Source organism: Bacteroides sp. 3_1_13, assembly GCF_001185845.1.
Taxonomy (GTDB): Bacteria; Bacteroidota; Bacteroidia; order Bacteroidales; family Bacteroidaceae; genus Bacteroides; species Bacteroides xylanisolvens.
In genome coordinates this window covers 2,443,366-2,459,677 of sequence record NZ_KQ236955.1, presented here as the reverse complement: position 1 = coordinate 2,459,677, position 16,312 = coordinate 2,443,366, and the positions used below count along the sequence as shown (strand labels likewise).

General features: G+C 42.1%; 9 protein-coding genes. 5 read left to right on the top strand and 4 right to left on the bottom strand.

The window, feature by feature from the left end; genetic code table 11:
• Positions 1 to 109 precede the first annotated feature (109 nt).
• A complete protein-coding gene (locus tag HMPREF9009_RS08770) occupies positions 110 to 1,282 on the bottom strand; it encodes a MalY/PatB family protein (RefSeq protein WP_049701933.1) in 1,173 nt (390 codons plus the stop codon).
• A gap of 68 nt (positions 1,283 to 1,350) precedes the next feature.
• Here HMPREF9009_RS08770 and HMPREF9009_RS08765 point away from each other — a divergent pair, with 68 nt between their 5' ends.
• The 4 genes from HMPREF9009_RS08765 to HMPREF9009_RS08750 all read left to right on the top strand — a co-directional run bounded on the left by HMPREF9009_RS08765 (position 1,351) and on the right by HMPREF9009_RS08750 (position 8,243).
• The gene (locus tag HMPREF9009_RS08765; protein WP_049701932.1) at positions 1,351 to 2,136 is read left to right on the top strand and encodes a Cof-type HAD-IIB family hydrolase; all 786 of its coding nucleotides are present in this window, start codon (positions 1,351 to 1,353) and stop codon (positions 2,134 to 2,136) included.
• 105 nt (positions 2,137 to 2,241) lie between these two features.
• A complete protein-coding gene (locus HMPREF9009_RS08760; RefSeq protein WP_049701931.1) occupies positions 2,242 to 4,239 on the top strand; it encodes an AAA family ATPase in 1,998 nt (665 codons plus the stop codon).
• 781 nt (positions 4,240 to 5,020) lie between these two features.
• Positions 5,021 to 7,549, top strand: a complete 2,529-nt coding sequence (locus HMPREF9009_RS08755; RefSeq protein ID WP_049701930.1) for an AsmA family protein — start codon at positions 5,021 to 5,023, stop codon at positions 7,547 to 7,549.
• A 79-nt stretch (positions 7,550 to 7,628) separates the two neighbouring features.
• Positions 7,629 to 8,243: an L-threonylcarbamoyladenylate synthase gene (locus tag HMPREF9009_RS08750; RefSeq protein ID WP_015532391.1), complete on the top strand. Its 615-nt coding sequence runs from the start codon at positions 7,629 to 7,631 to the stop codon at positions 8,241 to 8,243.
• A 93-nt stretch (positions 8,244 to 8,336) separates the two neighbouring features.
• Here HMPREF9009_RS08750 and nagB read toward each other — a convergent pair whose 3' ends face one another.
• Genes nagB through HMPREF9009_RS08735 form a run of 3 tightly spaced genes read right to left on the bottom strand, consistent with a single transcriptional unit; the run spans position 8,337 to position 11,432 of the window.
• Complete coding sequence (nagB, locus tag HMPREF9009_RS08745) at positions 8,337 to 9,149, bottom strand: glucosamine-6-phosphate deaminase (protein ID WP_004301540.1); 813 nt, start codon at positions 9,147 to 9,149, stop codon at positions 8,337 to 8,339.
• A 51-nt stretch (positions 9,150 to 9,200) separates the two neighbouring features.
• Entirely contained in the window at positions 9,201 to 10,397 is a 1,197-nt protein-coding gene (locus HMPREF9009_RS08740; RefSeq protein ID WP_008020770.1) for an FprA family A-type flavoprotein, read from the bottom strand.
• Between the two features lie 54 nt (positions 10,398 to 10,451).
• Positions 10,452 to 11,432 carry a tRNA modification radical SAM protein MnmL/YtqA gene (locus tag HMPREF9009_RS08735; protein WP_009040076.1) on the bottom strand — a complete coding sequence of 327 codons (981 nt, stop codon included), beginning with the start codon at positions 11,430 to 11,432 and terminating at the stop codon, positions 10,452 to 10,454.
• A 474-nt stretch (positions 11,433 to 11,906) separates the two neighbouring features.
• Here HMPREF9009_RS08735 and HMPREF9009_RS08730 point away from each other — a divergent pair, with 474 nt between their 5' ends.
• Positions 11,907 to 16,283 carry a hybrid sensor histidine kinase/response regulator transcription factor gene (locus HMPREF9009_RS08730; protein ID WP_049701929.1) on the top strand — a complete coding sequence of 1,459 codons (4,377 nt, stop codon included), beginning with the start codon at positions 11,907 to 11,909 and terminating at the stop codon, positions 16,281 to 16,283.
• Positions 16,284 to 16,312: the final 29 nt, after the last annotated feature.

Here is a 16,312-nt window from a genome sequence, read left to right as displayed (position 1 = left end):
TCTATCGTTTGACTTAAGTCAAACGAAAACTCATTAGGGAATGAAAAAGATATTGTCTTCAAAGAAAACAATTAAATATAGTATAGCGACAGATTATTTCTTGCCAGTGCTACTTTAAATTTCTTACAGCCTGTTCAAGTTGTTTCAATGCCTGTTCCAGCACAGCACGCGGACAAGCGATATTCAGCCGCATAAATCCTTCGCCTTCTTTGCCAAACGTTGTTCCGTCATTCAATGCAAGATGTGCATCTTCTACGAAAAGGCGGTTCAGCTGGTCCTGATTGAGTCCCAACTCACGACAATCCAGGAAAATAAGATAAGAGGCTTGCGGACGAATCATTTTAATGGCGGGAATATGCTCCTTCAAATAAGTTTCCGTGAAGTCTACATTTCCTTTAATATAGCCTACCACTTGATCCAGCCATTCTGTTCCATGACTGTAAGCAGCCGCTACGCTAAGATAAGCAAACAGATGCCCTTCACTGAATTCACTTGCTTCCATATACTTCTGGAAACGGTGACGAAGTTCATCATTTTCAATGATTGCATAAGAACTGGCCAGCCCCGGCATATTGAACGCTTTGCTCGGAGACATAAAGACAAGTGAATTCATCCGTGCTTTTTCCGAAATCAAAGCAAAAGTAGGATGTTTATAAGGAGGTAAGGTCAAGTCGGCATGAATTTCGTCAGAGATCACCAGAGTACCGCTTTCATAACAGATATCAGCTATTTGAGAAAGTTCCTCTTTCGTCCATACGCGTCCACCCGGATTATGAGGATTACTTAAAATCAGCAATTTGCATCCTTGCACATCTTGGCGAAAACGGTCAAAATCAATATAATATTGTTCATCTTTCAATACCAACGGACTGTATACCACTTCACGCTCATTCTTCTGCGTTACCAAAAAGAAAGGATGATAAACAGGAGGCATGACCATTACTTTATCACCTTTTTGCGTAAAACATTGAATAACAAAAGCCAATCCGCGGACAATACCGGGAGTGAAAGTCAACATCTCTTCACGGATCGTCCAGCCATGACGCTCTTTCACCCAATTAACAATAGACTCCGACCATTCTTTGCAAGCAAAAGTATATCCGAGCACTTCATGTTCCAGCCGTTTTCTCAAAGCCTCTATTACAAAAGGAGCCGTACGGAAATCCATATCAGCTACCCACATTGGAATCAAGTCATTGCGTCCCCAACGGCTTTCTACAGCATCCCATTTTACGGAATCTGTACCGTTACGGTTTATTATTTCATCAAAATTATAGTTCATACAGCATGATGTTTTTATGTTATGTGAGACAAAAGTAGTACATTTGTACTCAATTCAAAAAGGAATTTATGACGAAAGCTTTATTTTTTGATATAGACGGAACGCTGGTCAGTTTTAAAACTCACCGTATACCGTCTTCCACCATCGAGGCGTTGGAAGCTGCCCACGCAAAAGGGCTGAAGATATTTATCGCTACCGGACGCCCGAAAGCCATTATCAACAACCTTTCCGAATTACAGGACCGGAACCTTATCGATGGATATATAACCATGAACGGAGCCTATTGTTTTGTCGGTGAACAGGTTATTTATAAAAGTGCCATACCACAGGAAGAAGTGAAAGCAATGGCAGCTTTTTGCGAGAAGAAAGGTGTTCCCTGCATTTTCGTAGAGGAACATCATATTTCTGTCTGCCAACCTGATGATATGGTGAAAAAGATATTCTACGATTTTCTGCATGTGAATGTAATTCCTACTGTATCTTTTGAAGAAGCAACAAGCAAGGAAATTATACAGATGACTCCTTTTATCACAGAGGAAGAAGAAAAAGAAATCCGACCGTCCATCCCTACCTGCGAAATCGGACGCTGGTATCCTGCCTTTGCTGACGTCACGGCTAAAGGAGATACCAAGCAAAAAGGGATTGATGAAATAATCCGTTACTTCGATATTAAACTGGAAGAAACGATGTCATTCGGAGACGGAGGAAACGACATCAGTATGCTTCGCCACGCAGCCATCGGAGTTGCTATGGGACAGGCTAAGGAAGACGTGAAAGCCGCTGCCGATTACGTTACGGCTCCCATTGACGAGGACGGAATAAGTAAGGCAATGAAACATTTCGGAATTATTTAATAATGTGCCGATTTACCAATGCGCCAAAAAAACTATTATCCCGCGATTTCATGACACAACGTATTGGCAAATTAACACATCAACAAATTTGCATATTATTATATTATGAGCGTAGACACTAACAACGCCGAGTTTCAAGATGCACTGGATCTGATTCAATATACCCGTCAATCGGTTTTTCTGACAGGAAAAGCCGGTACGGGAAAATCTACATTCCTGCGTTATGTCTGCGAGCATACCAAGAAAAAGCATGTTGTACTTGCACCGACCGGAATTGCCGCAATCAATGCCGGTGGAAGTACCATGCACAGCTTCTTCAAACTACCTTTTTATCCGTTATTGCCGGATGATCCTAATTTAAGTCTCCAACGTGGCCGTATTCACGAGTTCTTCAAATACACCAAGCCACATCGTAAGTTGCTGGAACAAATAGAACTGGTCATTATCGACGAAATCTCCATGGTACGGGCAGACATCATCGATGCCATCGACCGTATCTTACGAGTTTATTCACATAATCTTCGCGAACCTTTCGGTGGAAAACAACTCTTATTGGTAGGAGACGTCTTCCAACTGGAACCCGTTGTAAAGAACGATGAGCGGGAAATTTTGAACCGCTTCTATCCCACTCCTTACTTTTTCTCTGCCAGAGTGTTCGGACAAATAGACCTCGTCTCTATCGAACTTCAAAAAGTATATCGACAGACAGACCCTGTATTCGTCAGTGTCCTCGACCATATCCGCACCAATACAGCCGGAGCTGCAGACCTGCAACTACTCAACACCCGCTACGGAAGCCAGATTGAAGAATCTGAAGCGGATATGTACATCACACTCGCCACCCGAAGAGATACGGTCGACTCCATTAATGAGAAGAAATTAGCAGAGCTCCCCGGAGAACCCATTACTTTTGAAGGAGTTATCGAAGGAGATTTTCCGGAAAGCAGTCTGCCTACTTCACAAGAGCTTGTACTCAAACCCGGTGCACAAATCATCTTCATCAAAAATGATTTCGATCGTAGGTGGGTAAACGGTACGATTGGTGTCATTGCCGGAATTGATGAGGAAGAAGAAACGATCTACGTCATCACCGACGATGGAAAAGAATGTGACGTAAAACTGGAATCATGGCGAAATATCCGCTACCACTACAACGAAAAAACAAAAGAAATAGAAGAAGAAGTATTAGGCAGCTTCACTCAATACCCCATCCGGTTAGCATGGGCCATCACTGTCCATAAAAGTCAGGGACTGACCTTCAGCCGTGTAGTCATCGACTTCACCGGCGGTGTATTTGCCGGAGGACAAGCATACGTAGCACTTAGCCGTTGTACCTCACTGGACGGCATCCAGCTCAAAAAGCCTGTTAACCGTGCCGATGTCTTCGTCCGTCCCGAAATCGTCAACTTTGCCGGACGCTTCAACAACCGCCAAGCCATCGACAAAGCCCTGAAACAAGCACAAGCCGATGTGCAATATGCCGCTGCCTCACGTGCCTTCGACAAAGGGGATATGGAAGAATGTCTGGAACAGTTTTTCCGTGCCATCCATTCACGCTACGATATTGAGAAACCTGTTCCCCGTCGTTTGATCCGCCGTAAACTCGGCATTATCAATACACTGAAAGAACAGAACAAGAAGCTCAAAGAACAGATGCGCGAACAACAGGAACGTATACGACAATACGCCCACGAGTACCTGTTAATGGGAAACGAATGTATCACCCAAGCCCACGACGTACGTGCCGCCCTCGCCAACTACGACAAAGCCCTTAGCCTCGACCCCAACTACATAGATGCCTGGATAAGAAAAGGAATCACACTCTTCAACAGCAAAGAGTACTTCGACGCTGATAACTGTTTCAACATCGCAGTCAGCCTCCATCCTGCAAACTTTAAAGCAGTCTATAACCGTGGAAAGCTCCGACTAAAAACAGAAAACACAGAAGGCGCCATCGCCGACCTGGACAAAGCCACCAGCCTGAAACCCGAACACGCCGGTGCACACGAACTTTTCGGAGATGCCTTGTTAAAAGCCGGAAAAGAAGTGGAAGCTGCGTTACAATGGAGAATTGCAGAGGAACTGAAAAAAAAGAAGAAGTAATAAATCTACATAAAAGAAGAAGACGGAAACCGTCCGTTTTCTTCCTCACCGACCAACACCCCGTTCCTCACCGAGGAAAGACCTGTTCCTCACCGAGAAAGAGAGCATTGCTCACCGAGGAACGGATCCCCCACCTACAACCCCTTGTAGAACCATTGTCTCCTTTGGCGAATCATACACAAATATATTTACAGACTAAAATAGGATCAATCCGAAAAAACGATTGCTTTGCAGGTAATTCTCAAATTCTGTATAACCTGTAGATCTGTGGTAAATTCTTTTTCATCCATCACGGTACAGGTTATTAGTTAAATGGGAATTTATCGGTTAAATGGGAATTTTGCAGTTAAATGAGAATTTATCGGTTAGGCTGAAAGCCTTACAATTATATATTTATTGGGATGCCCTGAAAGGGCTTAATTATATAGCGTAGGGCAACGCCCTACGAAAAAAACACACCAGCCACAAGCCCTGAAAGGGCGGAACCGTATACAATTATGCCCTTTCAGGGCGCAAATTCAGATTGTCGTTTTTACGTAGGGCGTTGCCCTACGCTATATAATTAAGCTCTTTCAGGGCACTCCGCAAAATGATCATTTATCTCATTTCTGCACCGATTTGAACTAAAACCGGAAGTTCGGATTAAGCCAGAAGCCAGTCCTTTGGATTCCGCTTAATTTAAAAATAAGAATCCCTAAAAATTTCTCTTTTATCTCTTATTATCAAAAAGTTTTATTAGTTTTGCTCTTCATTATATCTCAAACTCTTAAAATAGAAGCAAATGAAAAAAGGTTTGAAAATCGCAGCTATCACCGTAGGAGTAATTATCATTCTGATGTTCCTTCTTCCTTTCGCCTTCCAAGGAAAGATAGCCGACATTGTAAAAACAGAAGGCAACAAGATGCTTAACGCACAATTTGACTTTAAGAACCTTAACATTAGTCTGTTCCGCAATTTTCCACAGGCTTCTGTCACTCTCGAAGATTTCTGGCTGAAAGGTACGGGTGAATTTGCCAATGACACCCTTGTACAAGCCGGAGAAGTTACCGCCGCAGTCAACTTATTCTCCCTTTTCGGAGATAGCGGTTACGATATTTCTAAAATATTTATTGAAGACACGAAGTTACATGCCATTATCTTGCCGGACGGACGTGCCAACTGGGATATCATGAAACCGGATACAATAGCAACAGCCGAAACACCTGTTGCAGAAGAAGAAGCCTCTTCTCCTTTCAAAGTCAAACTGCAACGCTTTGTTATCAAAAACATGAATCTGATTTATGACGATCAACAAGGAAAGATGTATGCTGATATCCGCGACTTCAACGCTATTTGTGCCGGAGACTTAGGAAGCGAACGTACCACTCTGAAACTGGAAGCGGAAACCAAATCACTCACCTACAAGATGAATGGAATCCCTTTCCTGGCAAATGCCAATATCTCCGCCAAAATGGACGTAGATGCTGACCTTGCCAATAACAAATACACATTAAAAGACAATACCATCCGTCTCAACGCCATTCAGGCAGGCATCGACGGTTGGGTAGCCTTGAAAGACCCGGCTATCGACATGGACTTGAAACTTAACACGAATGATATAGGCTTCAAGGAAATTTTGTCATTAATTCCCGCCATTTACGCCACAGAATTCTCCAGTCTGAAAACAGACGGAACTGCAACGCTTACCGCAACGGCCAAAGGTATCCTGCAAGGAGACACCGTTCCGGCATTCAATATTGACATGCAAGTCAAGGATGCTATGTTCCGCTATCCGGCTCTACCGGCAGGAGTAGATCAAATCAACATCAGTGCCAACGTTCAAAATCCCGGAGGAAATATAGACCTGACTACGGTCAACATCCATCCGTTCAGTTTCCGCCTTGCCGGAAATCCGTTTAGCCTGACAGCTACTGTGAAAACGCCGATCAGTGATCCGGATTTTAAAGCAGAAGCGAAAGGAGTGCTCAACTTAGGTATGATCAAACAAGTCTACCCGCTTGGAGACATGGAGTTGAACGGTACCATCGATGCCGATATGCAAATGTCGGGACGCCTCTCATCTATCGAAAAAGAAGAATACGAACGTATACAAGCTTCGGGTACTATCGGACTGACGGGCATGAAACTCAAAATGAAAGATATGCCGGATGTAGAAATTAAAAAGTCTCTCTTCACCTTCACTCCGAAATACCTCCAGTTGAGTGAAACAACTGTCAACATCGGAAAGAACGATATCACCGCCGACAGCCGGTTTGAAAACTACATCGGTTATGTATTGAAAGGTAGCACATTGAAAGGAAACCTGAATATTCGTTCCAACTACTTCAATCTGAACGACTTCATCACCGCTTCTGCCGATGAAGCCTCCACATCAGAAGCTGCGTCTACCGACTCTGTAGCTACAGCCGCCACAGGTATTGTTGAAGTTCCCCGTAACATCGACTTCCAAATGGACGCTAACCTGAAACAGGTGTTATTCGACAAGATGTCTTTCAATAATATGAATGGCAAACTTGTTGTAAAAGATGGCAAAGTGGATATGAAAAACCTTTCCATGAACACCATGGGTGGTAATGTAGTGATGAACGGCTACTACTCCACCGCCAACATAAAGACGCCGGAAATGAAAGCCGGATTCAAACTCTCCAATATCGGTTTTGCACAAGCATACAAAGAACTGGATATGGTGCAGAAAATGGCTCCTATCTTCGAAAACCTGAAAGGTAATTTCTCCGGAAGCATCAATATCCTAACAGATTTGGATGCAGCCATGAGCCCCGTACTGAATACGATGCAGGGTGACGGTAGTCTTTCCACCCGCGACCTTAGTTTAAGCGGAGTAAAAGCAATCGACCAGATAGCCGATGCCGTGAAGCAACCCAGCCTGAAAGACATGAAAGTGAAAGACATGACATTGGATTTCACCATCAAAGACGGCCGCGTAGAAACCAAACCGTTTGATATCAAGATGGGAGACTACACACTGAATCTTTCCGGCAGCACAGGACTCGATCAAACCATCGACTATTCCGGTAAAGTGAAACTGCCCGCATCCGTAGGCAATATCTCTAAGTTAATGACTCTTGACTTGAAAATCGGAGGTTCGTTCACCTCTCCGAAAGTCAGTGTAGATACTAAAAGCATGGCCAACCAAGCTGTCGAAGCCGTAGCCGATGAAGCAATCAGCAAACTCGGACAGAAACTTGGACTGGACTCTGCCGCTACCGCCAACAAAGACTCAATCAAACAGAAAGTCACAGAGAAAGCTGCGGAAAAGGCACTGGATTTCTTAAAAAAGAAACTCAAATAAAAAGAGAAAATAATAACCATTTAACCCACTCGTCCCTCCTCCTTCTCCTTTGCGAGAGGGAAGGGATGAAGCTTTTAATATGCTACTGAAACTATATGATAAAAACAATAACCCGCAGGATTTACAACGAATCATCGATATCCTGAATGACGGCGGACTTATCATCTATCCTACCGATACGATGTACGCCATCGGCTGCCATGGTCTGAAGGAACGTGCCATAGAACGGATCTGCCGGATTAAAGAAATAGACCCTCGAAAAAACAATCTGTCTATCATCTGTTATGACTTAAGTAGTATCAGCGAATACGCAAAAGTAGACAATAACGTATTCAAACTGATGAAGCATAATCTTCCGGGACCATTTACCTTTATTTTGAACGGCACCAACCGGTTACCGAAAATCTTCCGCAACCGGAAAGAAGTAGGTATCCGTATGCCGGACAACAACATCATCCGTGAAATCGCACGCCTGCTGGACGCTCCCATTATGACCACCACACTGCCATACGAAGAGCACGAGGACTTGGAATATATGACTGATCCCGAACTTATAGATGAAAAGTTCGGCGACATCGTCGATCTGGTCATTGACGGTGGTATCGGAGGTATAGAACCTTCAACGGTTGTGAAATGCACGGACAACGAACTGGAAATCGTCCGACAGGGAAAAGGCTGGCTGGAAGAGAATTAATTCCGCTGACAGCTATCTCTAACATACAAAATGGGCTGCAATCAATTCAACACTGATGCAGCCCATTCTCTTTTTATAGAATCAATTTTATGCTTACTTAATCAAAGATTCCGGATCTAAATGAGCAGACTCGATATCTTTGAAGTAACGGTAAGTACCTACTTTCAATTCCGCCGTAGCAGCATCATCACAAACAATAATACCTTTTTCATGCATTTGCAATGCACTGATTGTCCACATCTGTGTGATAGCACCTTCTACTGCATGATACAAAGCACGAGCTTTGTTATGACCGTTTACAATAATCATCACTTCCTTTGCAGAAAGCACAGTACCTACTCCCACTGTCAAAGAAGTCTTGGGAACTTTGTTGATGTCATTATCGAAGAAACGGGAGTTAGCAATGATGGTATCCATCGTCAATGTTTTCTGACGAGTGCGTGAAGTCAATGAAGATCCCGGTTCGTTGAACGCAATATGTCCGTCAGGACCGATACCGCCCATGAACAGGTCGATACCACCGTATGACTTGATCTTTTCTTCATAACGTGCACACTCTGCATCCAAATCCGGAGCATTACCATTCAGAATATTCGTATTCTCCGGTTTGATGTCGATATGACCGAAAAAGTTATTCCACATGAAAGAATAATAGCTTTCCGGATGTTCTTTCGGCAATCCTACATATTCGTCCATGTTGAATGTTACCACATTCTGGAAAGAAACGATTCCTTTCTTATTCAGGTCGATCAAAGCTTTATACATACCCAGAGGAGAAGATCCGGTGGGGCAGCCCAATACAAATGGTTTTTCGGGGGTTGGATTGGCAGCTTTTATTTTAGCAGCAACATAATGTGCAGCCCACAGAGATACGGACTGATAGTCCGGCTGAATAATAAGTCTCATAAGTCGATTGTTTTATAGGTTAGTTAATAAATTATTATCTCATTCACAGTTTTAACGATCTTTCTTCAAACGATCCGCCATGGCACGTGCCAGGTTTTCACATTGAGTATAAGTCAGGTCTTTCATTGCCTGTTTCATCTCCACCGGATCACCGACCAATTCGAATTTGCTCTTTTCCGCAAACTCTGCCAGACGTTTCACAGCAGCACCTGCCCATGTGAAAGAACCGAAATAACCCAAATAGCGTCCCTTCACCTCACGCAGCAGAATCTTTGAGAGCAGCGCTTCCACTTCCGGGAATATCTGATTACTATAAGTGGGAGAACCGATAATCAATCCCTTGTAACGGAAAATATCCGCTATAATATAAGAAGGATGGCTCTTTGTCACATTATGCATGACAATGTTCTTAACACCCTGTGCCGAAAGCTCTTCTGCAATAGCTTCCGCCATTTGCTCCGTATTTCCATACATGCTTCCATAAGCAATAACAACACCTTCGTCTGCATCATAACGACTCAAACGGTCATAGATACCAATTACCTTGGCAATATTCTCTGTCCATACCGGACCATGTGTAGAACAGATGGCAGAAATAGGTAGTCCTCCCAATTTTTGCAAAGCTTTTTGCACGGGGCTTCCGTATTTGCCTACGATGTTAGAGTAGTAACGAACCATTTCCCCCCAATACTTATCCACATTGATCCGCGTATCTAGGAATCCGCCATCTACAGTGCCAAAGCATCCGAATCCGTCGCCGGAGAAAAGAACGCCGTCCGTTTCATCAAAAGTCATCATCGTTTCCGGCCAATGCACCATCGGAGTCATATAAAAACGCAGTTTATGATGTCCCAAAGCTAAGAAATCACCTTCCTTTACCAGATACTGTTCGCCGGTTACACCGTAGAAACCTTCAATCATACCGAATGTCTGCTTGTTACCCACGATAATAATTTCCGGATAATGTTGCTTAATCAGTCGGATAGATCCCGAATGATCCGGTTCCATGTGGTTTATAATCAAATAATTAATAGGACGTTCTCCAATCACTTGCTTGATCTTGCGCAAGTAGACTTCAAAATAACAAATATCTACCGTATCCACCAATGCCACCATTTCATCATCAATCAGATAAGAGTTATATGAAACTCCATAGGGCAATGGCCACATCCCTTCAAATCTGTGCTTGTTACGGTCATTCACTCCCACATAGTGGACATTTCCTTTAATTCTTGTTTTATGTTCCATTCTTCAAATCCATTTATATTTCTTCCACCATCTATATTCCGCTCAAACAGCTATTTATTCAGTGGTAAGTTTATCGTCTGCAAAAATAATCCTTTTTTCCGAATCCCTATACTTCTTACCTTGATAAGCACCTCTTTCTTTCATTCTTTTTTGTAAACGCGCTACAAATTCATAATTTTTCAATCCCCAGTCCGGAGCTATTAATAAATCTTTAGGAGATTGGGAAACAAAACGCTCCACAACTATATCGGGACGAAGATGTTCTACATAATCAATCACCAGATCAATGTATTCCTCCACCTCGTTAAACAAATGAAAACCATCAGGAGCTTCATCATACTCATGCGCCATTCGTGTACCACGAATCAATTGTAACTGATGGATCTTGAGTGTAGCTAAAGGCAGATCGGAAAGTATTTCCGCTTGTGCCACCATCGTATCATGCGTTTCTCCCGGAAGTCCGAGGATGATATGTCCGCCTGTCAGGATACCACAGGCGGCTGTCCGCCGGACGGCTTCCACCGTATCGGCATAAGTATGCCCCCGGTTAATGCGTTTTAAGGTTTCGTCGCAAGTGCTCTCGATCCCATATTCAACCATAAGGAAAGTATGTTTATTCAATTCTTCCAAGTAACGCAACAAACTCTCCGGCATACAATCGGGGCGTGTACCTATTACCAGCCCGACCACCCCGTCTACCGTCAACGCTTCTTCATATTTACGCTTTAAGCCTTCCAGTTCGGCATACGTATTGGTATAGGCCTGAAAGTAAGCCAAATATTTCATTTCCGGATATTTATGGGCAAAAAAGCATTTCCCTTCTTCCAATTGGGTAGTGATAGACTTCTCTGTCCGGCAGTAATCCGGATTAAAAGTCTGGTTATTGCAATATGTACATCCGCCCCATCCTTTTGTTCCGTCACGATTAGGACAAGTGAAACCTGCGTTCAATGAAATCTTTTGTACCTTGTAAGGAAAATATTTCCGCAAAAAAGTAGGAAAATCATTATATAATAGCTGTGTAGACATGTTCATTCACTTCTTTCTTTATTTTACCTACAAACATAAGCAAAATCAGCGAGTTATGGAAAGTTGACACAAAATATCTTCAATATATTAAAAATTTCATAAATTCCATAAGATAAATTAATAAACATTGCTATTCAAAAAACTATTTAATTAGCTTTGTAATGATTTTAGGCATTGGCAGGAGGATACTTGTGAAAGTCTTGTGCAATTATTCCCCAATTATGATTTCATCTCACCATACCCCATGCAACTCTTGTCAATAAAATTATCCTCTTTATATTCTGAATAAGATTATAAAGAGGATTTTTTTAACGAATATTATTCATTTCACTTTTCCAAAACAAAGAAGAGAGACCAATATTATATAGTAAGAAGAGGAAAAAATAAGCAAAAACGAGTATAATTTGTTCAAACCACTTATCGAACTTTCTATTCTGCATTGTTTTATCTATTTTTGCTATAAACATTAAAGCAACTACTATGAAACGGCTCCATACTTTATTTCTTTTTCTAACAATAGCGATCACTTTAATTGCTCAACCGATCTGCCAGGTGAAACATTTTTCGGTGAGTGACGGTCTTGCCCAAGGAGTAGTAATGAACATATTGCAAGATCAGAAAGGACTCATCTGGTTTAGTACCTGGAATGGGCTTAACAAGTTTGACGGCTACACGTTTAAGACTTACAAAACTTCACAAGAGAGCAAATACGCATTCGGAAGTAATCGTATGGGAACTATTTCTGAAAGCAAATACGGAGATATATGGTGCCCCACTTACGATGGGCAAGCTTGCCTTTTTGATGTAGAGTCCGAGAAGTTTATTGATGTGCTTCAACCTATCGAACTTTCCACGAAACAAACTAATTATGTTACACGTATCTATTCATTAAAGAAAGGGATTGCCTGGATTCTCTGTGAAAACGGATATGCATTCAGAGTAGACGAGCAATTATGTAAAAAAGGAGAAGGTATCACCCTTTATGCATCTTCGAATCACAACTTGAAAGGTGACCAGATATTTAACGTATACCAAGACTCTGAAGAAGACGAATGGATATTGACGGACAAAGGCGTTTCCATCATAGGAAAGAAAACGTTGGATACCGACTTTCCTTTTCAATTTATCACTCAAATAAAAGAAAGTATCTATCTGATCGCAGAGAATGATAAGTTAGCCAGGTATGATTTTCATACTAAAAAGCTGAAATTCGTAGATATTCCTTATCCGCACGATAAGATAAACAATGTTACTACGATAGGGAAAGATATGTTGGCATTGGGAACAGACAATGGACTGATATTGTATTCTATTCTCCAAAACAGCTTCCAGCAAATCGATATCCGTACCGCTACACAGACTTCTAACTTTGTAGAATCCGTCTATCAAGACCGTCAAGGAGAGATCTGGATCTTTTCAAAAGATCCTGGTATCGTCCGTCTTAATCTAGCGACCAATGAGAAAGAACATCTGTTCACTCCCAAAGATGAAATTATCAAACATGGACGCAAAAGTCGCAAACTTATATTTGAAGATAATGCCAACAACCTATGGCTACTCCCCACGGAAGGAAACTTCTGCTATTACGACAGAAAAGAAAAAACTCTCAAACCGCTTCTTACAGACATCAATAATCCCAAATCCATTTTCAGCCCGTTAGTCAGGTATTATACATTGGATAATCAGGGAAACTGCTGGTTTGCAACAGCACGCGGCGTAGAAAAGTTATGTTTCTTTCCACAAAGTTATCAATTCAATTTGACTGATTACGAGGCGGAAACACGGGCATTCCTGCAAGACAGTCATAATCGCCTTTGGACCGCATCGAAGTCTAATTATATTCAAATATTTGCACCGGATGGCAGCTTGGTGGGATATTTATCCAAACAAGGGAATATCACAAAAGAAAAGCAAGCTTTCTTTAATGGGGTATATTCTATTCTGGAAGATAAAGAAGGAAATATCTGGTTGGGGACAAAAGATATCGGTCTCTTCCAACTAAAAAGCACAGGAGTTTCCCCAAAGATAGGAGTAAACCAAAAAGCAAGAGAAAATCATTACTCTATTCACCATTTTGAGCACCAGCCCAATGATCCTTACAGTTTAAGCAGCAACAGCATTTATACAATCTTTCAGGATAGTCGCAATAATATCTGGGTGGGATGTTATGGAGGCGGATTAAATTTGCTGACACAAACAAAAGATGGAAAAACCTCATTTATCCATAGCAATAATGAATTAAGAAACTACCCCATAGCTTACGGAATGAAAGTACGTAATATCACCGAAGCTCCGGGAGGAGTCATTCTAGTGGGAACGACTAATGGATTGCTTACATTCTCGAACAACTTCGAACGGCTGGAAGAGATTAAATTCTACCGGAATATCCGCAGACCGGGAGATAAAAACAGTCTTAATGCCAACGATATCATGCACATTTATACAGACAAAAATAAAACCACTTATGTAATCAGTTTTACCGGAGGCGTAAACAAAGTGATATCTCCCAACTTGCTTAGCGAGAATATCCAATTCAAGAACTATGACAAGAACGACGGATTGGCTTCCGACTTGGCACTATCGATGATTGAAGATGCGCAGAATCAATTATGGGTTGTTTCGGAAATTGCTCTTTCCAAATTCAATCCTGTCAAAGAAACATTTGAGAATTATGAATTGAGTTCCATCTACCAGGAGTTCAACTTCTCCGAAGCTCTTCCTATTATCAATGCCCGCAATCAAATTGTGTTGGGAACTGACAAAGGTTTTCTAGAAGTTTCTCCGGAGAAGATGCGGAAGAGTGACTATGTCCCTCCTATTGTTTTTACCGGACTTAAGATTCAAGGACATTCCACCGCTCATTCCATCGACAATCTGAAAGAACTGGAATTGAAGCCATCGCAAAGGAATGTTACTTTCCAGTTTGCTGCGCTTGATTACGTCAATCCGAAAGGAATTCTATATGCCTATCGCCTGCAAGGGCTAGAGGATGAATGGAATGAAGCTGACAATAACCGTTCTGCAAGTTACATCAATTTGCCTGCCGGCAAGTACCAGTTGCAGATAAAATCTACAAACAGTGAGGGAGTTTGGGTAGACAATGTACGGACTCTGCAAATACATGTACTCCCCACCTTTTGGGAAACATATTGGGCATGGTTACTCTATTTCATTCTGTTTATACTTTTCACGGCAAGTATCGTATATGTGTTGTTTTACATCTACCGGTTACGCCACAGAGTAGATATGGAGCAACAATTGGCAAATATCAAACTGCGGTTCTTTACTGACATATCTCATGAGTTACGCACTCCGCTGACATTAATCAGCAGTCCTGTGACAGAGGTGTTGGAGAATGAGCCCCTCTCTCCTTCCGCCCGTGAACACTTGACTCTGGTACATCAGAATACAGAACGCATGCTCCGGCTGATGAATCAGATTCTGGATTTTCGCAAGATTCAGAATCAAAAGATGAAACTATTGATTGAAGAGACCGATTTGATTCCACTTTTGCAAAAGGTGATGAGTAGTTTTAAATCGATAGCCGAAGAAAAGAATATAAACTATCAGTTGACCTCTACCATCCAATCAGTGTATAGCTGGGTGGACAGAGATAAATTTGAAAAGATATTCTTCAATCTGCTTTCCAATGCGTTCAAGTATACACCTGCCGATAAATCAATAACGGTCAATATGACGACGAAAGAAAAGACGATAGAGATAGAGGTGGCAGACGAAGGAATCGGAATTGCAGTAGAAAAGCAACATTCTTTGTTCCAACGTTTCGAATCATTGGTCAAACAGAATATTCTGCAACCTTCTTCCGGCATCGGATTATCTTTGGTGAAAGAGATGGTGGAAATGCATCATGGCACTATTACAGTGGACAGTCAGCCGGGAGTAGGCAGTCGTTTCACGGTAAGTTTGCCTTTACAACGGGAGGTTTTCGAAGAAGATGTGCAGGTAGAATTTATTCTGAACGACAGCCAAAGTTCAACGCCTCATCCGGTTGACAGCATGAAAGCACCGGAAGAAATGGAGGAAAAAGAAGACCTTGAGAATCATTCGGATGGTTTCTCCATATTGGTAGTAGAAGATAATGAAGAGTTGAAAGCATTTCTGAAGAACATTCTATCGGAGAACTACACAGTGATAACCGCTTCCAACGGTGAAGAAGGATTGCAGCATGCTGTTGACGATTTGCCGGACCTGATTATCAGTGATGTCATGATGCCTGTGATGGATGGTTTAGAGATGATAAGGCAAATCAAAGAGAACAATAATATTTGCCATATCCCTATCATTGTGTTATCTGCGAAAGCATCTTTGGACGATCGCATCGCCGGATTGGAACAAGGTATTGACGATTACATCACCAAACCTTTCAGTGCCACTTATCTAAAAACCCGTATCGCTTCCCTGCTACGCCAGCGCAAAGCATTGCAGGAAATTTATATGAACAGGCTGATGGAAGGAAAGACTGCCTCTTCTCCAGATCTTCTCACTCCTTCGCAACCACAAATTACTCCGTACGACGAGCAATTTATGGAGAAAGTAATGGCATACATGGAAGAGCAGATGGACAATGCCGAACTAACCATTGACCAGTTTGCAGAACAACTGATGCTTAGCCGTACCATCTTCTACCGGAAATTAAAATCAATCGTCGGACTGACGCCTGTGGACTTTATACGGGAAATACGTATCAAGCGTGCCGTCCAATTGATTGACAGCGACGAATACAACTTCTCGCAGGTAGCATATATGACGGGGTTCAACGATCCGAAGTATTTCAGCAAATGCTTCAAGAAAGTGATAGGAATTACGCCATCAGAATACAAAGAGAGGAAAAAGTGAAGAATTCCTCCTTTTCTACCGGATAATCC

Excerpts from the sequence above, each read along its gene's own strand:
- HMPREF9009_RS08770 (WP_049701933.1), bottom strand. The coding sequence starts at position 1,282 with ATGAACTATAATTTTGATGAAATAATAAACCGTAACGGTACAGATTCC.
- HMPREF9009_RS08765 (WP_049701932.1), top strand. The coding sequence starts at position 1,351 with ATGACGAAAGCTTTATTTTTTGATATAGACGGAACGCTGGTCAGTTTT.
- HMPREF9009_RS08760 (WP_049701931.1), top strand. The coding sequence starts at position 2,242 with ATGAGCGTAGACACTAACAACGCCGAGTTTCAAGATGCACTGGATCTG.
- HMPREF9009_RS08755 (WP_049701930.1), top strand. The coding sequence starts at position 5,021 with ATGAAAAAAGGTTTGAAAATCGCAGCTATCACCGTAGGAGTAATTATC.
- HMPREF9009_RS08750 (WP_015532391.1), top strand. The coding sequence starts at position 7,629 with ATGCTACTGAAACTATATGATAAAAACAATAACCCGCAGGATTTACAA.
- nagB (WP_004301540.1), bottom strand. The coding sequence starts at position 9,149 with ATGAGACTTATTATTCAGCCGGACTATCAGTCCGTATCTCTGTGGGCT.
- HMPREF9009_RS08740 (WP_008020770.1), bottom strand. The coding sequence starts at position 10,397 with ATGGAACATAAAACAAGAATTAAAGGAAATGTCCACTATGTGGGAGTG.
- HMPREF9009_RS08735 (WP_009040076.1), bottom strand. The coding sequence starts at position 11,432 with ATGAACATGTCTACACAGCTATTATATAATGATTTTCCTACTTTTTTG.
- HMPREF9009_RS08730 (WP_049701929.1), top strand. The coding sequence starts at position 11,907 with ATGAAACGGCTCCATACTTTATTTCTTTTTCTAACAATAGCGATCACT.